The organism is Paenibacillus sp. 1A_MP2, assembly GCF_052244825.1.
In the GTDB taxonomy this organism is placed as follows: Bacteria; Bacillota; Bacilli; order Paenibacillales; family Paenibacillaceae; genus Paenibacillus; species Paenibacillus vandeheii.
The window spans coordinates 6,698,302-6,716,090 of sequence record NZ_JBQQCS010000001.1 but is presented as its reverse complement, the minus strand read 5'-3'; the positions used below and the strand labels follow the sequence as shown (position 1 = coordinate 6,716,090).

Annotated in this window: 12 protein-coding genes and 4 pseudogenes; 11 read left to right on the top strand and 5 right to left on the bottom strand. The window is 49.1% G+C overall.

What is annotated here, in order from left to right; translation table 11 throughout:
- Positions 1 to 122 precede the first annotated feature (122 nt).
- The 8 genes and pseudogenes from ACTWJ7_RS32980 to ACTWJ7_RS32945 all read left to right on the top strand — a co-directional run bounded on the left by ACTWJ7_RS32980 (position 123) and on the right by ACTWJ7_RS32945 (position 8,727).
- The gene (locus tag ACTWJ7_RS32980; protein WP_079348758.1) at positions 123 to 722 is read left to right on the top strand and encodes a TetR/AcrR family transcriptional regulator; all 600 of its coding nucleotides are present in this window, start codon (positions 123 to 125) and stop codon (positions 720 to 722) included.
- 98 nt (positions 723 to 820) lie between these two features.
- Positions 821 to 1,486, top strand: coding sequence for a hypothetical protein (locus ACTWJ7_RS32975; RefSeq protein WP_079348759.1), 666 nt, complete (start codon positions 821 to 823; stop codon positions 1,484 to 1,486).
- A 31-nt stretch (positions 1,487 to 1,517) separates the two neighbouring features.
- Positions 1,518 to 2,480: a TraB/GumN family protein gene (locus ACTWJ7_RS32970; RefSeq protein WP_301881880.1), complete on the top strand. Its 963-nt coding sequence runs from the start codon at positions 1,518 to 1,520 to the stop codon at positions 2,478 to 2,480.
- 329 nt (positions 2,481 to 2,809) lie between these two features.
- Positions 2,810 to 4,684, top strand: coding sequence for a rhamnogalacturonan lyase (locus tag ACTWJ7_RS32965; RefSeq protein WP_301881878.1), 1,875 nt, complete (start codon positions 2,810 to 2,812; stop codon positions 4,682 to 4,684).
- A 477-nt stretch (positions 4,685 to 5,161) separates the two neighbouring features.
- A complete protein-coding gene (locus ACTWJ7_RS32960; RefSeq protein WP_301881877.1) occupies positions 5,162 to 6,241 on the top strand; it encodes a sulfate ABC transporter substrate-binding protein in 1,080 nt (359 codons plus the stop codon).
- An 82-nt stretch (positions 6,242 to 6,323) separates the two neighbouring features.
- Positions 6,324 to 7,159: pseudogene (cysT, locus tag ACTWJ7_RS32955) on the top strand (sulfate ABC transporter permease subunit CysT).
- 229 nt (positions 7,160 to 7,388) lie between these two features.
- Positions 7,389 to 8,262: pseudogene (gene cysW / locus ACTWJ7_RS32950) on the top strand (sulfate ABC transporter permease subunit CysW).
- A 225-nt stretch (positions 8,263 to 8,487) separates the two neighbouring features.
- Positions 8,488 to 8,727 carry a YezD family protein gene (locus ACTWJ7_RS32945; protein ID WP_053779771.1) on the top strand — a complete coding sequence of 80 codons (240 nt, stop codon included), beginning with the start codon at positions 8,488 to 8,490 and terminating at the stop codon, positions 8,725 to 8,727.
- Between the two features lie 198 nt (positions 8,728 to 8,925).
- On the opposite strand, the gene ACTWJ7_RS32940 is transcribed toward ACTWJ7_RS32945, so the two are convergent.
- Positions 8,926 to 9,846, bottom strand: a complete 921-nt coding sequence (locus tag ACTWJ7_RS32940; protein ID WP_301881873.1) for a hypothetical protein — start codon at positions 9,844 to 9,846, stop codon at positions 8,926 to 8,928.
- 219 nt (positions 9,847 to 10,065) lie between these two features.
- On the opposite strand from ACTWJ7_RS32940, the gene ACTWJ7_RS32935 reads away from it, so the two are divergent.
- The 3 genes and pseudogenes from ACTWJ7_RS32935 to ACTWJ7_RS32925 all read left to right on the top strand — a co-directional run bounded on the left by ACTWJ7_RS32935 (position 10,066) and on the right by ACTWJ7_RS32925 (position 13,192).
- Complete coding sequence (locus tag ACTWJ7_RS32935) at positions 10,066 to 10,476, top strand: GNAT family N-acetyltransferase (protein ID WP_079348768.1); 411 nt, start codon at positions 10,066 to 10,068, stop codon at positions 10,474 to 10,476.
- Between the two features lie 262 nt (positions 10,477 to 10,738).
- Positions 10,739 to 11,372, top strand: a pseudogene (locus ACTWJ7_RS32930) (NAD(P)-dependent oxidoreductase).
- A gap of 141 nt (positions 11,373 to 11,513) precedes the next feature.
- Positions 11,514 to 13,192, top strand: a pseudogene (locus ACTWJ7_RS32925) (NAD(P)H-hydrate dehydratase).
- 379 nt (positions 13,193 to 13,571) lie between these two features.
- On the opposite strand, the gene ACTWJ7_RS32920 reads toward ACTWJ7_RS32925, so the two are convergent.
- The 4 genes from ACTWJ7_RS32920 to ACTWJ7_RS32905 all read right to left on the bottom strand — a co-directional run bounded on the left by ACTWJ7_RS32920 (position 13,572) and on the right by ACTWJ7_RS32905 (position 17,667).
- Positions 13,572 to 14,429 carry an IS3 family transposase gene (locus ACTWJ7_RS32920; RefSeq protein WP_443145090.1) on the bottom strand — a complete coding sequence of 286 codons (858 nt, stop codon included), beginning with the start codon at positions 14,427 to 14,429 and terminating at the stop codon, positions 13,572 to 13,574.
- Positions 14,430 to 14,440: 11 nt separating this feature from the next.
- Positions 14,441 to 14,758: a transposase gene (locus ACTWJ7_RS32915; RefSeq protein WP_301249069.1), complete on the bottom strand. Its 318-nt coding sequence runs from the start codon at positions 14,756 to 14,758 to the stop codon at positions 14,441 to 14,443.
- A gap of 221 nt (positions 14,759 to 14,979) precedes the next feature.
- Positions 14,980 to 16,632 (bottom strand): methyl-accepting chemotaxis protein, encoded by a 1,653-nt coding sequence (locus ACTWJ7_RS32910; RefSeq protein WP_301881868.1) that lies wholly within the window; start codon positions 16,630 to 16,632, stop codon positions 14,980 to 14,982.
- Between the two features lie 27 nt (positions 16,633 to 16,659).
- Positions 16,660 to 17,667 (bottom strand): BMP family lipoprotein, encoded by a 1,008-nt coding sequence (locus ACTWJ7_RS32905; RefSeq protein WP_301881867.1) that lies wholly within the window; start codon positions 17,665 to 17,667, stop codon positions 16,660 to 16,662.
- Positions 17,668 to 17,789 lie beyond the last annotated feature (122 nt).

Below are 17,789 nucleotides of genomic sequence, written 5' to 3'. Positions count from 1 at the left end.
AGGTTGCCTTGGGCATGTTTTTATCCATCCTTGACAGGAGGGGAAGTAAACATTATCATAATAACTGATTAACCGATCAATATAAAAAACATTCAGTCAATTCCATGAAGGTAGATGAAAAGATGAAAAACAAGCAATATTTAATAGCCGATGCCCGCAGAGAACAAATCATTCATGCTGCGATTGAGGTTCTCACAGAGATTGGATATTTTAGCACCAGCCTATCCAAAATAGCAAAAAGGGCTAATACGAGTACGGGACTCATCTCGTATCATTTTTCTGGCAAGGAAGATTTGATGAACAATACATTGCTCTATTTGGTTGAACAAGAGAAAGCTTTTATGATCGAGAGAGTAGAAAAAAAATCATCCAATCTGGAAAAATTGATGGCCTATATAGAAGCGGGAATCACCTATCGCGCTATAAAACGTGGGAACACCACGGCACTATTGGAAATCGTGTTTAATGTTCGCACACCAGATAATGTTCCTTATTTTCGGTTAGAAATCAATCCTGAAGATGAATTAAACGTCCTGTTAGAAGAGATTCTTCACGAAGGTCAACAAGCGAAAGAATTTCAAGATTTTGATCCCAAAGTCATTGCCATGATGATCAGAGGGGCTGTTTCTCTATCGATGTCCCTGCCCCAAAACGAGAGTATATTGAGCTTTAAAGATTACACAGAAAAGGTAACAAAGAACGTTTTAAAAATGATTCAATAAACCAAGAGAGTAGTAAATTTTTTTAATTTAAATTTGATTGATTGATCAGTATTTAAAATGTCTATTCAATATAAGAGTAAAGGAGGTAAGTTCATTCCATGTTTCATTTCATTCGTCAACGTAAACATCGTAAGAAATTGAAAAAAGTGAAAGCAGGCGATGGTCATCTTTTGAAAAAGTACCGGTTTTGGAGTATATTTACTCACTCCTTATTTCACATCGAAATAACTAATCATAGTAGTAGGAACACCACCTCATATGCCATAAAATCCAAATATTTTGCAGAAGAGCCCCGCGTTGATTTATACCGCGAAAATAAACATATTGCCTATTCTAAGCTTCCAGCAGCTTTTCCAGTCGAGAATGGCGTGATCGAAATAACAAACAATTCGACCGGGATTAATGGTATTCATTATGTTAGTGCTAGCGAGGACACCTTTTCCCTATCTCCAGATAGACGTTCGATACGAGGTTTTCGAATGTGGGTGCATCGACGATTTCCTATCCTCAGCGCATTCATTGGCATGATCGCGATTATGATCTTGTTAATATCAACCGCTTTAACCATTCCTCAATTTTTGGAAAACATCTCTGCTATTCCATGGGTTTCAGAAAATATAGGTGCATTTGAATCGCCGATCCAACTGTCCATTTGGACTTATTTTACGATTGGTATTGCCGCTGCAATAGCAGGAACAGAACGGGCTCTAATGCTCAAAAACCATTGGTTAATTGATATCGAAAGCACGCATTTGGATCAATAATAATGAAAATGAAGAAAGGGTGAACGTTACGATGATGAAACGACTCATGTCGATATACTTGTTGATCGTAATACTTGTAATAGCAGGGTGTACGGGCCCCAATAATGAGATGATCGAGAGTGAAGGGGCTAATGGACAAGATAATGAACAGCAAATAAGTGAAACGGCTCTTGATTATGAGGGAGATGGGGGATTTCTGTGGAAGGTGGTTCACGGCGAAACGATCATGTATGTGCATGGAACGATTCATTTGGGCCATCAAGACTTTTATCCTCTTGCTTCGGGAATTGAAGAAGCTTATGAGGACGCAGATGTCATTCTTCCAGAGATCAATATGTTTAAAGTGGATTTGAATGAAGAAGAAATAAACGAGATGGCATTATTTGAGGATGATACCACGCTGGATGACGTGTTATCGGAGGTGTCTTATGCCAAGCTTTCAGAAATATTTGAAGCGCACGAAATGACTTTAGCTGATTACAATCACTTCCAGCCTTGGTTTTTGGGAACTTTATTAAACCAAATTAGTAATGAAGAAAGTGAACTAGCGCCAGAGTATGGGGTTGATCTGTATTTTCTTCAACGTGCTTTAGAAGACAATAAAGAAATTGTTGAGTTAGAAACTATTGAGATGCAATATGAAGTGCTAGCTGGTTTTAATATGGAAACCCAAGTACAAATGTTAGAAGGTTCTATAGCAGATCATGAGGAGACAGCGAGTTTTTTAAACCAGTTGGGATATAATTGGGTTCATGGGAATGACGATGCTTTTAAGAATCAGTTAACTGAAGGTTTTGAAGATATTGATGAAAAGTATCAACAGGCAATCAATGATACTCGGAATTTTCATATGGCCAATAAGCTTGATGAAATTTTACAAACGGATGATGGACAGACTTATTTTGTCATCATCGGTGCTGCTCATGTTATGATTGAACCAAGTGTTCCAGGTGAGCTTGAAAAAAAGGGATATGAACTTGAGCGGATTTATTAACCTATCCCTTGTGGCGACAAGACCACTCCATTTATTTATTATTAATCAGCAGGAAGAACATTATTTAACGAATCAGAAGTATAGACTTATGAGTTTATTATGCATTATAATGTTTGACTTGGGATTAGTTATGATCGAAGAAGAAGATATTATAAAGTCGAAGGAAAAATCCTTCGACTTTTTTTATGTACTAATCATTTAATTACTAAATTAGACCTATGGATGGAATTATATGATTAATTTAAAATAATTTATTAAAGCGCTTACATATAAGACGGCGCTACCAAGGGCATCGGGCTTACCAATTCGATTGGGGAGGCAATGGCTTTATGGGAAAACGATCGTTATGGAAGTGCACTTTGCGGACTGCGGGGGCATCCCTGCTGAGTTCTGCGCTGCTGATTACTTCGCTCGGTCTTGGGAACACGTCGGTCACGCATGCTGCAGGTGCGCGTCAGATGGAGTTTCTGGACCGTGGTGTGGTTGCGGTAAAGACAGGCACGGGTGTATTTGTCAGTTGGCGGCTGCTGGGTACGGAAGGGTCGAATGTATCGTTTAACGTCTATCGGGATGGAACCAAAGTAAACGCATCGCCCATAACGAACAGTACCAACCTCCAGGATGCAAGCGGGACAAGCAGTTCCAAATATACGGTTCGGGCCGTAGTGGGCGGAACAGAACAGGCGGCGTCAGCCGCAGCGAGCGTTTGGGGAAATAATTACTTGTCCGTACCTCTCAGTGTGCCGGCAGGCGGTACAACACCGGATGGAGTGGCCTATACGTACAGTGCCAATGATGCAAGTGCAGGGGATCTGGATGGGGACGGGGAGTATGAATTAATTGTAAAATGGGACCCGTCCAACTCCAAGGATAACTCCCAAAGTGGCTACACGGGCGAGGTGTTTATCGATGCCTACAAATTGAACGGAACGCGCCTATGGCGCATTAGTTTGGGCAAAAACATCCGTGCCGGTGCTCATTACACCCAGTTCATGGTGTACGATCTGGACGGTGACGGCAAGGCCGAGGTGGCGATGAAAACGGCAGATGGTTCCAAGGATGGTACGGGAGTAGTCATAGGTGATGCCAGCAAGGATTATCGTAATTCCAGCGGGTATGTTCTGTCAGGACCGGAGTTTCTTACAATCTTCAATGGACAGACGGGTAAAGCACTCTCCACGGTAAACTATGAACCGGCGCGTGGCAATGTATCCGATTGGGGAGACAATTACGGCAACCGGGTCGATCGATTCCTTGCAGCGATTGCGTATTTGGATGGGGAGCGGCCAAGTCTGGTCATGGCACGTGGTTATTATACCCGGACTGTGCTGGTGGCGTACAATTGGAGGGATGGACAACTAACCAAGCAGTGGACGTTTGACTCCAGCACGTCGGGTAATTCAGGTTACGCCGGACAGGGCAACCATAATCTGAGTGTGGCGGATGTGGATGGCGATGGCAAAGACGAAATCGTTTACGGAGCGATGGCGGTGGATGATAACGGGAAGGGGCTCTACACGACAGGGCTTCATCATGGGGATGCCATGCATCTAAGTGATCTGGACCCCGATCGTGCGGGTCTAGAAGTATTTCAGGTTCATGAGACACCCTCCAATGCAGGCGTGGAATTCCGCGATGCACGTACAGGTCAATTGATCTGGGGCATACCTACAACGAAGGATATTGGACGCGGTATGGCAGCCGATATCGATCCGCGTTATAAGGGTGCAGAAGTTTGGGCAGACGGCGGGTTGTACACAGCCAAAGGACAGAAAATAGGGACTACCCTGCCTTCCTCCACGAATTTTGGAATTTGGTGGGACGGTGATTTGCTCCGCGAGCTGCTGGACAGCAACCGAATTGATAAATGGGATTACGCCAATAGCAAAACGGTGAATTTGTTGACCGCTTCCGGCGTTTCTTCCAATAATGGAACGAAATCCACACCGAATTTGCAGGCCGACCTGTTTGGAGACTGGAGAGAAGAAGTGGTATGGCGGACCAATGACAGCTCTGCGCTGCGTATCTACACGACAACAGCCGTTACGGACAAACGCATCTATACCTTGATGCATGATCCAGTATACCGTCTTGGCGTAGCTTGGCAAAATGTAGCCTATAACCAACCGCCGCACACTGGCTTTTATTTGGGGGATGGCATGAGTACGCCTCCAGTGCCGAATATTCGGTATGCCGGCAAATAAAGATAGGGAAATGGCAGGGACTCATGCCAAGTCCTGGGATAATTTTACGGCGTATAAAGCACGCCGCTGACAAGGGAACAACGGACTGGGGTTCGTTGTTCTTTTTTCTGCCATTTACACAGATATTCGGTAGAAATCGGAAAAAAACGTTTGACAGCCATATGCACTGCCCTTATGATACGTATATAACTCACTAAACAGGTAGGAATAATAAAAATGACTTCGCTTGAATTGCGGAAGCAGTCATTTACAGTCACATGAGAGATCGTAACGTGAACAGAATAACGTTCTCACCGTATAGACGGAGGAACACCGTAGCGTATGAATTCTGGATGAAGCATACACGGCCTTTGGGTCGGCATGACTTTATGAGGGAGAAGTGCGCGGGGTTCCTCCGTTTTCTGTTTTTTTCGGTGCGTTCCATGCTGTTCAGCCTGTGGAGGTAATCTTGCAGATCCATTCGGGGGAGTGTTAACTATGAAAAAGAGAATTCATAAGGGTATTCTGGTTGGTCTGGCATTGGTATTAACAGGGGTACTGGCGGCATGCGGATCGGATGGTGGTGGCACGAATGCGGCGGGAACATCTGAGGAAGCGGAAGGCAGCAAAGAAGGAGCAAAAGCGATCGAGCTGCTGAATGTATCCTATGATCCGACACGTGAACTCTACGAGCAATATAACAAGGCGTTTGCGGCGTATTGGCTGAAAGAGAAAGGTCAGGAAGTAACGGTTAAGCAATCTCATGGCGGTTCAGGTAAACAAAGTCGTTCAGTCATTGATGGACTGGATGCAGATGTGGTTACGCTGGCATTGGGTTACGATATTGATGCCATCGAAGATAAAGGTTTGATCAATGCGGGCTGGCAGGATAAATACGAGCATAACAGCTCCCCGTATACATCAACGATTGTGTTTTTGGTACGCAAAGGCAACCCGAAAGGTATCAAGGACTGGGATGATCTCATCAAGGGAGATACGCAGGTCATAACTCCGAATCCCAAAACGTCCGGCGGGGCCCGTTGGAACTATCTGGCGGCATGGGGATATGCGCTCAAGCATAACAACAATGATGAAGAGAAGGCCAAGGCTTTCGTTGCAGAATTGTTCAAACATGCACCTGTTCTTGACTCTGGAGCGCGTGGAGCAACAACTACGTTTGTAGAGCGTGGTATTGGTGATGTGCTGCTTGCCTGGGAGAATGAGGCTTTCTTATCGGTTAAAGAGCTGGGTCCGGACAAATTCGATATCGTTGTTCCTTCGGTCAGCATTCTGGCTGAACCACCTGTAGCGATCGTGGATAAAAATGCAGACAAAAAGGGCAGCCGCGAAGTAGCGGACGCCTATCTGAAATATTTGTACAGCGAAGAGGGGCAAACCATTGCTGCCGAGAACTATTACCGTCCAACACTGGACAGCGTGAAGGAAAAGTTCAAGGATCAGTTCCCGCTGCTTGAGCTGTTCACGTTGAGTGATGTATTTGGCACATGGCGGGATACACAGGCCAAACATTTCAATGACGGCGGTATCTTTGACCAGATTTATGTTCCGGGCAGCTAATGCTATTAAGATCGATATTGTTGCGTGATCATGTAAGCGGCCAACCAGTCCTACCGACTGAAGGCAGAGAGGATGAACGTCCATGAGCAAGGTGATGGTAGCCCGGAGTCGTACACTGCCGGGATTCGGATTGACGATGGGTTACAGTGTGCTTTACCTGAGCCTGGTTGTACTTACTCCACTGGCAGCGCTCTTGTTTAACTCCACAGGGTTGACCTGGTCCACATTGATTGAGGTGGCAACAAATCCCCGGGTGCTGGCTTCTTTCCAGGTGAGTTTTCTGACCGCAGGCGCAGCGGCCTTGATCGATCTAGTCCTCGGGCTGCTTCTGGCATGGGTACTGGTTCGTTATGAATTTCCGGGGAAGCGGCTGTTTGATGCCGTCATTGATCTGCCTTTTGCCTTGCCGACGGCAGTTGCGGGGGTTGCCTTAACGGCGTTATATGCCGGAAATGGCTGGATTGGGCAGTTCGTGGAGCCTCTGGGTATCAAGCTGGCTTATTCTCAGGCGGGCATTACTCTGGCGCTGATGTTTATCGGGATTCCGTTTGTGGTACGCACGGTGCAGCCGGTTTTGCAGGAGCTGGAGGCTGAGGTGGAGGAAGCTGCGGCCACGCTGGGAGCGGGAAGATGGCGGATATTCCGGAAGATCCTGCTTCCGGACCTAATTCCGCCGCTGCTGACCGGCTTTGCGTTGGCTTTTGCCCGGGTATTGGCGAGTATGGCTCAGTGGTGTTTATCTCAGGTAATATGCCGATGAAAACGGAGATCGCCCCCCTGCTGATCATGGCGAAGCTGGAGCAGTTCGATTATGCAGGAGCTACGGCGGTAGCCTTGCTGCTGCTGTTGGTCTCTTTTGTCCTGCTATTGATCATTAATTCACTTCAACGCTGGAGCCGAAAGGCAGGCAGAGCTTAATGTATATAAGCCAACCTATATAAGTTGAACTTAACATTTACACGATAAACGGAGAGGACAGAAAAATCTGGAGAAGCGGAGCGTTTGCCTTTATCCCCGGATTTCCCCTTTTTAGGATCGGTTCATAAAAAATCCGGGGATAACAGCAATCGGAAGATGTTCTGACCGCGCAGTGGTTTAGTGTAAAATCATTTGTTCAACTTATATAAACCAAAAGGAGGTACAGAATATGGCGGGTTCCGTTCCATTACCGCCTGCTGCCCGTGTGCGAACTGGACCGGGTCCCAACCGTGCAACCACAGAAGCCACATGGGTCAAATGGTTGTTAATCGGCTTGGCAAGTCTGGTGCTGATCTGGCTGCTCATCTTGCCGCTGGTGATCGTGCTGATGGAGGCGTTGAAGCAGGGCTGGGCGTCTACATCGCCGCGCTTACCGAACCGGATGCGATGTCGGCGTTAAAACTTACGCTGCTGGTTGCCGGGATCACCGTGCCGCTTAATACGATATTCGGTGTGGCGGCTGCGTGGGTCATTACCAAGTTCCAATTCAGGGGAAAAGGGCTCATGATCACCCTGATTGATCTCCCTTTTCGATCTCGCCGGTGGTAGGCGGGTTGATCTTTGTGCTCGTCTTTGGTTCGAATGGATGGTTTGGACCGTGGCTGGCCGAGCATGATATCAAAATTATTTTTTCCCTGCCTGGCATTGTTATCGCAACGTTGTTCATTACGTTTCCATTCGTCGCCAGGGAACTGATTCCACTGATGGAGGATCAGGGCACGAGAGAAGAAGAAGCAGCGGTAACGCTGGGAGCCTCCGGGTGGAGGATCTTCTGGAACGTGACTCTGCCCAACATCAAGTGGGGTCTGCTGTATGGCATCATTCTGTGTAATGCGCGGGCCATGGGTGAATTCGGAGCTGTGTCTGTCGTGTCCGGTCATATTCGCGGGGAGACCAACACGCTTCCGCTGCATGTCGAAATTTTATATAACGAGTATCAATTCTCTGCTTCGTTTGCCGTCGCCTCCTTGCTGCTCATTTTGGCTCTGGCAACGTTGCTTCTTAAGAGCTGGCTGGGTCATAAAACGATTCCCGAAAGGTGAGTAACGCTCCGAAATCCATGCCGAACATTTTGGTTTTTAAGAGGGTTCCGAATGAAAACAGATGTTGCCTCCGATTCATGAAAATTCGGATTGACAGCTACTGGAAGCCCTGCTAATGTATAAACCAAGTATATAGGTTGGATAAGAATGAATTATAAATCGGGTTGGATGACAGCACACTTGAGGAATATAGCGGGCAGTAGCCTGAGAAGAGGAGGCGGCTCTATGGCTAAGCCGTTAAAAGTGGATGAGGTATGGATGGATCGAATCGCCGGACAACTGAATGACATGGAGTTTGGCTCGCTGCACATCGTTGTACATGAAGGCCAGATCGTGCAGATGGAGCGGACCGAACGCAAGCGTTTTGAAAATACGCCCTCCGGCAGCGCCTCCAAATCCGGCAGCACTGCACGAAGCAGCTCACCTCGTTCATTGCGCGGATCGAATACGAGTGCGAAGGGATAGGCGTCGTCATCCTTCATGTAATTCGGGATTGAATTTGTAATTGTGCACGGACCTTTTATAAAATCGGAAATTGAATTAAGCAAATGCTGAAATAAGTGCAACCCAAAAGAGAAGCCGACGATTCTGTGGGCTTCTCTTTTTTGGGCTTTGAATGAACGGAGATTGCTGATACCAGGTCAACCAAATTCAGAAAGAGGTTCACTTTTCGGAAATTGCTCCGGATGTACGTGGTTTATAGAGGTTTAGCTCCATGTCCACATTCTCATCCTCCTGTGCTTCTGTACGGCTATTCCATTCCTTATCCGAATCGCTGTGTCCCACGAAGGGGCGATCACTGCGGGAAGGCGTTCCTGTCAGGCTGAAGCCAGAGATGAACAGAATGAGTTGTAATCCCAATGCGTAGGGAGCAGCAGCAAGTCCGATCAGATGAAGGAGGGAGCACAGGGCAATTAGGGTGACTAGGGCTTTGGTTACTGTGCCCGATGAACGCTGTTTTGGGCTGGACCAGAGCAGATAACCATAGAACACCGTGACGATCAAGGAGACGAAGCGTATCCATGGCAAAGCATTGAACCAGGAGTGCCAGAAAGGATACATCAAACCTTGTTGACGGAATACAAAATCAGCGATCAGGTACACTAAAGCAGCCACGGCGGCGGGTTCGGCAGCTGGACGAATGACATTCCAGACCGCTCTTCCCCAATGGTCTGGATGGGCGTACCGATTCAATTCATCCGATAATGCTGCACTCTCTCGTTCCAGAGCCCTGTGCATCAATGCGAGCCGAGCTGGATCAACATCAATGATACAGCTGCGGATTTGATCCTGAAGCTGAGGAGATAGATGGACTGCGGTTCTGCAGGACAGCATGGCGGTTAACAATTCATGATGCTCATGTTCCGTAAGAGCGTCATTCCGATGTTCTTTTACGGTGAGTTGTCCCAACAGGGTTGTACTTATGTATAATGTATCTCGTATCGCTTGTATTCGCCTGTCACGACTTCGTCTGACTTCTGTCGCAGACCATATGTATAGTCCAAGCAGTACAGCGATCATTCCGAGTAGTAACGCCCCGAAGCCCGGATATGAGAACAGAGCAGGTATCCAGCGTTGAAGCACAAATAGTTCCTCCTTTGCAAAAACTGTAGTGTAGCATGAAACACGGTTCACTTAAGCTTTCTCTCACTATTACACAGGAATTGCGTGAATTCAAGCAGGAACAGTAGGAATTTACGGTCTTAAGAAGGTCCAAGGTGCCTAAGCAAAGAAGATGTAATCACCCATGAAATTTTTATTTTGCAATTAATCGTAGGTTTAATTAGGAAGGGAGCATGATTCATGGACCACATCAACATTGAACATACACCGCCCTCAGCAGCCGAGTATCTTGCGCTACGAAAGAGCGCGGGTCTCAGTGCGATGAGCCAGGAGGGGGCCGAAATCGGGCTGCCGAATAGTCTTTTTGCCGTTTGTCTGCGTGAAGAAAATGAAATTGTAGGCATGGGTCGGGTCATCGGAGATGGCGGTTGTTTCTTTCAGGTGGTGGATATCGCCGTGCGTCCGGACCAGCAGGGAAGAGGATATGGCAAACTGATCATGAGCGAGATCATGAACTATTTGCGTGAACATGTGCCTGCTCGTGGATTGGTCAGCCTGCTGGCAGATGTCCCTGCTGACCGTCTGTACGCCCAATTTGGCTTCACCTACACCAGTCCGAAATCGGAAGGCATGTGGTGGAGGCAAGAATAGGAATCAAAAAGTAGCAGGTTGTCGAAAAGTGAAGAGAAGAAATATCCAGAACCTCATTTAATTTATGAGGGAATTGATGTGAGCCGCATATAGCGGCTTTTTTGTTTGAATTAATGAATAGAAGAGATTTTATGGCGATGGTTTACAAGTGGGGAAGAGGGTTTAAGATGGCGTGAGCCGTTTAAGGTATATAACAATGGGATTAAGTATTAAAATAACGGTAAGTTGACAAGAGGATATCTACTGAAAAGAGGGATTTAATATGAAAGTTGCCATTTTTGGAGCAACCGGAGCGATTGGAAAGACGATATTGTGGGAATTGATGGACCGAGGACATGAAGTAACGGCGATTGTTCGTGAGCCTGCGAAGGTGGAGATGGAGCATGAGCGTTTGCGTGTGGTACAAGGGGATTTGCTTAACCCGGACCAGGTTGCCGATTTTACAGCAGGACAGGAAGCCGTTGTGAGTGCTTATGGACCGAAGTTTGGTTTCGGAAGAAGAGATGCTGGAAGTTACACGTTCGCTAATCGAGGGTGTTCGTCGTTCGAAAGCAGGACGGCTGGTTGTGGTTGGCGGAGCGGGAAGCTTGATTACGGATTCTGGAGAAATGCTAATGGACACGCCAGGGTTCCCAGAGGAAGTCAAGCCACTGGCGAAGGCTCATGTAGATGCGTATAACCTGATTGAGGCGTCGGATATTCACTGGACCTACATGAGTCCTGCGGCTACAATCACAACGGGACGACGGACAGGCCTGTTCCGGGTTGGTATGAATCGTGTAATCACCGATGATCTTGGTGAGAGCTCCATTTCGGTTGGCGATTTTGCAGCGGCTTTGGTGGATGAGCTGGATGATCCACAATTTATTCAATCTCGGTTTACAGTAGGTTATTAAGAGCTGCAGGTTACAGGGCTGGGAAAACAGACGAGAACATTCAATGAAGCGAAGCAGCTTGGAAAACTAAAGAATCATCGTGAGAGTATAAGCTATTCGCAAATGCAATTTTCGGAGAAATTCACCGGGGAGGGATGAACATTGTTTATCGTAACCGCTGAACAGATGAGAGCTGTGGATAAGCATACGATTCACAAGCTTGGCATTCCGGCTGCCAGTCTGATGGAGAACGCAGGCAGAGCCATCGCCGAGGAAGTTATCCGGCTGTGCCGGGAAGGCCGGAAAGAGGGCGTTGGCCGCAGTCCGGAGCAGCAGGACGGCCGGAACGATGGTAACCGGGAGCGGGCGCACACCGGGCCCGGGGATCGGCAAGGTCATGGTGGCGACATCATCGCCGAGCCGGCGCTCGTGATGGGGCAACCTGGTGATCAGCAGTGGTACATGCTGATCGGCAAGGGTAATAATGGCGGCGACGGGCTGGTTGCGGCGCGCCATTTGGTTGAAGCGGGGCTCGGCGTGACTTTGGTATACGCCGATGTGCCTGATGCGTTGCGGGGCGAAGCCGCAGTGCAGCGGGATGCCGCAGCACAGCTCGGCATCCCTGCCCTTGTCCACGGGCGCGAAGCCGTGGACTTCAGCCGGTGCACAGGCATCGTGGATGCGCTGCTGGGCACCGGCTCCAGTGGGGCGCCGCGCGGAGCATACGCGGCGCTGATTGAGGCGGCGAACGATAGCGGCAAGCCGATCGTATCCGCCGATGTGCCAAGCGGGCTGAATGCCGACACTGGGGAGGTATATGAGCCCTGCATTCAGGCCCGGGTGACCGTATGTCTCGCGCTGCTTAAGCGCGGGCTGGTTCAGTACCCGGGCGCATCTGCTGCGGGGCGCATCGTGGTGCGCTCCATCGGCATTCCTGCGCGGCTTGCGCCGGAGCATGGCCCCTCGGTCCGTCTGCTGACGGATGAGGTGCTGCGTGGTGCGCTGCGCGTGGACACGGGCCGTCTCCGGGCACCGGACGGCCACAAGGGCACTTACGGCCACGTGCTGCTGGCCGCAGGAAGTCTGCCCATGAGCGGCGCAGGCCTGCTCTCGGCCAAGGCCGCGCTGCGCGCTGGCTGCGGGCTCGCCACATGGGCGCTGCCCGCGGCACTGCTACCGCATGTCATCGGCACCGTGCCCGAGCTCATGCTCGCTGCCGCCGCCGATGGCGACAGCGGCGAGTGGAACGCGGCTTCCGCCGACGCCGTGCTGCGTCTCGCGGAGAGCCGCGACGTGCTCGCGACCGGCCCGGGCCTCGGCCGCTTCAAGGGCGACACAGACTGGCTGCGCCGTCTGTGGCAACAGACGGATCGCCCGCTCGTCATCGACGCGGACGCCCTCAACATGCTTGCAGACGCTGGCCCAACCGGGCCTCGCGACTGGGCAAACGAAGTGCGGCGACCATTCTGACGCCGCACCCCGGGGAAATGGGCCGACTGCTGGGCATGTCGACCCCCGAAGTGCAGCGTGACCGAATTGGACACGCTGCACGGTACGCCCGCGAGCAGGGCCTAACCCTGGTGCTCAAGGGAGCACGCACGGTCATCGCAACGCCATCCGGCGAGGCGTACATCAACACCACCGGGCACGCTGGCATGGCAACCGGCGGTGCGGGAGACGTATTGACCGGCATCATTGCCGGTCTGCTCGCCCAAGGGCTGAGCGCGGAGCAAGCTGCTGCCTTTGGCGTGTTCCTGCACGGCCAGGCAGCGGAGAGAGCCGCGTTGCTGCGAGGTGATCCGGCATCCCTGCTCGCCGGGGATATCATGGATGCCCTGTAAACCAAGGGCACGCTTGTTGCTGCACTCTGGGTACATTCGTTATTTCATAAGCTAAATTTACGTTGCTTTGAGTTCGTGTGATAGGTGCATTTAGAGAGTACGTGTCCTTCCTGTGCTGCATGCCTCTGACACAACAATGATATAAATCATTCATAACATAAAGAAAGGGATGTCCCATAGTCATCAAACATGACGTGGACATCCCTTTTTAGTGTGAATACCGTTTAACGAACCGAGCATACGCTATGATCTGCATTTTCCATTGATCTGCGTTTTAACGAATCACAGCGGCGTTATTTTCGCTGCTCGGCAGGTTCTGGCCCAAGTTTGTATCCGTATAATGAGAATTGGACCTCTGTCAAGAAAGTAGACACTTACGCTACGGAATTTCCGGTGAATTGCTGTGCAAAACGGGCAGGGGAAAGGTACCCAGTGCGCCATGCATTCGTTTGCGGTTGTAGTAAAACTCAATGTATTGGTAGATAGCCATGTAGGCCTCTTCCGGTGTTTTAAAGCGCGGATTACAGTAAATGAGTTCCTTCTTCAAAATACTGTGCCAAGACTCGATACAGGCGTTATCGTAACAGTTTCCCCGGCGGCTCATGCTGGATTCCATACCGTAGGCACTTAATTGCTCGACGTACTCTTTGGAGGTGTATTGGGAGCCGCGATCCGAGTGATGGAGCAAACCCTTACCAGGTCGTTTGGCAGTGTAAGCAGCCTTCAAAGCATCCAGCACCAAGCTAGTTTCCATATGGTTCGACAAACGCCAACCAACAATTTCACGCGTGCACAAATCCAGGACACTGGCGAGATACAAGCGTCCTCCTCGGCACGGGATGTATGTGATGTCTGTAACCCAGACGGTGTTCGGTTTGAGCGTTTTAAACTGTTGATTCAGCGTGTTGGGTGCGACCGGATGGTTATGCTTGGAGTCCGTGGTCTGGACACGATATATGCGGCTAACGACGGAACGGAGCTTCATTTGGCGCATGTACACACTCACTGTACGTTCGGTGATCTTAAACCCCTCCAGATGAAGTAACCGTGTAATTTTGGGGCTACCATATCGCTTGTTGTGGTCGGAAAAATGGTACTGAATTCGCTTCATGATCTGGGATTTCCGAAGCTCCTGCATGCTTGTTTCGTTCTTCCGCCATTTGTAGTACCCGCTCCGTGAGACCTGCAGGGTTTCGCACATCTTCTCCAAGTGGAACTCGGAGCGATGATTCTCCACGAACTGGAATCTCAGTTCTTTGGTTTGCTGAAGATGTGCACCGCTTTTTTTACAATAGCTAGTTCCTCTTCCGTATCGGCAAGTCGATGTTCTTTCTCTTGGAGCATGCGACGCATCTCTTTCAGCTCTGCTTCGAGTTCCTTAACTCGGTCCATACTGGCAGCCGGTTCGTTTTTGAGCTCACGATATTGGCTCATCCATTGATGTAACGTACTTTTCGGGATGTTAAGCTCTTCTGCCAGATCACTGAGTGTCTTCGTCTGTTCTTGAATAAACTTGACCGTTTGTTTTTTGAATTCTTCATTGTATCGTTGCCGTTGTTCTCCCATGTGGACACACCTCCGTTAGTCTTATTATCCTTCTGTCCGTTAATGGGTGTCCACTTTTTATTCTAGCTCCAAATAGCTTGCCTGGAATTCGTAAACTGTGCATTCGACTCAAACCCTCCAATTAAGGTGTGGTCGATTCGTTAGAATGGATTAGCGCTTCGACCCGAGAAGGGAAGGCCACTTCCAGCTTCAGGCACAGCCTCTTCTTTATAACGCCTCCACTACAACCGGAACCGTAATAGCTCCTGATGCATCTCCGCACTGATATCCCGCAAAGACTTCACCTTGGTGCTTGCTTCATTGAACGAACGCTGCTGCTCAGCTGTTGAAGCGGTAATTTCTTCGCTGCTTGCAGCTGATTGCTCCGTAATGGCGCTGATGTTTTCAATCGCCTGCTGAACCTGTGCGCTAAGTTCACTGGACTGCTTCATGTCTTCCGCAAGCTGGTTAATGCTTGTACTGATCCGCTCCACACTGTGACGGATTCCGGAGAAGGATTCGCCGGTTTTTCCAGTAGCCTTCTCCTGTTCCGCAAAGAGCTGAATGCTCTGCGTCACCGAGCTTTTTACTTTGCCCATAGCCGTTGTAATTTCGCTGACTGCTGCAAAGATATGCTGTACCGATTGCTCCGATTGCTCGGCCAGTTTCTTCACTTCCCCTGCGACGACAGCAAAGCCGCGTCCGGCTTCACCTGCGCGTGCCGCTTCAATGGAGGCGTTCAGAGACAGCAGGGTGGTCTGTGTAGCGATGCCCGACACATAGGCAGTCATGGTGGCAATCCGGGAGGCGCTCTCCTCTAATTCCTGGACCGTCTGCTCTACCTCAGACATGGCAATCCGGTTGACTTCAGCCAGACGAAGCTGTTCCTGTACAGCAATGTGTCCTTCCTTCACGGAACTCAGAACCTCGTTGCCATATATGGCCGATTGTGAAGTCGCCTGAAGATTGCTTTCGAACGTATGCTGCATCTTATCTACGACCATGACCGTGTCACTTAGATCCTCAGCAATTTTCTGACTGCCAATCGACAGTTCTTCGGTCGTTCGGGACACTTGCTGCACAATGGCCTGAACAGTATCATTACCGCGGTCAATGTCCTGTGCCATTCCATCAACACGGTTTCCTGCCTCACCGATGGATTGGATGATACTGCGAATATTACCCGTCATAAGGCGGAAGGAGCGGTTTAAGTCATCCAGTTCATCTTTGCCTCGGGCCTCCGGAAGCTGCTGGGTAAGGTCACCGTTCGCAATTTGTCCTGCCGCTTCCTTCAAGGTGCGAATGCGTCTTGCCAATTGTCGTGAAGCGTTCATGTTGAACAGCAGGACAGCAATCAGCAGGACGATGGCTCCGACGAGAGCAATTTGCCAGGTTCGCTGGATGTCTTGTTCCAGATCCACCGTATATTGCTCATATCGATCCCGGGTCACCTCATCCAGCATATAGATATCATTTTGTATACCTTTGACCCGTGAGCTGAAACGTTTGGCGTCCGAACTGTTCATGGCTGTGATGGCCTCCGTGGCACCATTGTCCAGAGCTGTCAATTTCGTTTGGATTGATTGGATTAGACGAAGCTGTTCATCCGTATCCAGCAAGCCTTCCGTGAGCTCTTTCACCATCGTTTTACCTTCGTTCAGCAATCGGGCTACGTTATCCTGATTACCAGCTGTCATGGAGAACGAATATACATCGAGCGCCTGCTCGGTCTGTATCTGGTTTGCGTTCAGCTCAGTAACCTTTAGCATGGCAGGCACCAGGTTTTGGTTTTTGGCATTCATGCTCAATAATTGAATAATGATATAAGCGACCAGCGCGAGGCATAACAGTAACGAAACTATGGCATTCAATATCAGCTTTCCCTGCAATTTCATAAGCGTGCCTCCATTTTAGCAATTGGTTTATTGATCTAGGGTAATCTTGGTTTTGCCGGAAGCAATCTGTGCTTTCAAATCATCAAAAGTTTGCTCTTGTTCCTTCGTAAGGGTGATGTTATGTAGAGCGGTTAGACCTACTCCATTTTCTGCCAGACCGAAGAGCATTTCTTTTTGCGGGAATGAATGCTGGTTCTGAATGAATGTATTGATGGCGTTATGAAGAGAGATATCTACATTTTTGAGCATGGACGTGAGTACGGCTTTTTCTGCTAAAAAAAACTGATCCTGGTCCACGCCAATGGCGTATTTCCCTAATTTTTGAATCTCTGAAAGTGAACCTATGCCCGTAAGTCCGGCAGCGACGTAAATGACATCAACACGCTGTTCCTGAATCATCTGTGCTGCGAGCTGTCCTCCAAGATCAGGATTGCCGAAATCTCCGGCGTACACGACATGGACTGTGGCATTCGGATTAGCAGCCTGGACACCTTGCTCAAAGCCTTGCTGAAAATTGTGGAGTACGGGGATATCCATTCCACCCAAAAAGCCTACATGGTCTTCGGTTGTTGCAAAGCCGGCAATAATGCCCGCAAGATAGCTGCCTTCTTCTGCTTTGAAGGACATGGAGGTCACATTGGGGAGATCGGAATGCCCGTCAATGATGAGGAAATGTTGATCTGGATATTTCTGAGCAACCTTCTCCAGATCGGCTTTTACCGTGTCGCTCAGACCAATGATCAAATCGACTTTATCCGCCGCAAATTGCTCAAAGGCTGCCTCGGATGTCAAATCCTTTCCCGGTTCCTTGTAATCAAAAACAATGCTGTTCTCGTTTCTGGCCTGTACCAAACCCTCAAATGCTGCATCACTGAAAGAATGATCACCCAGGCCGACATCGGTAAGAACGATGCCGACTTTGGTTCGCTGATCTGCGGGGGAGGCCTTATCGGTTGTCGAACACGCTCCCAGCACCAGGACAACCAGAATCATCATCATGGTGAACCCGAGTTTGTATTTCCACTGTGTTTTCATGTGCTTTATGACCTCTTTTCTATAAGATGGAGATGATGTATGAGGTGAGCAATTCCCCTATATTTATATCGGACGGGAGCAGAGTCTCCGTAATGGGGAATGATGAAAATTTACGAAAATAC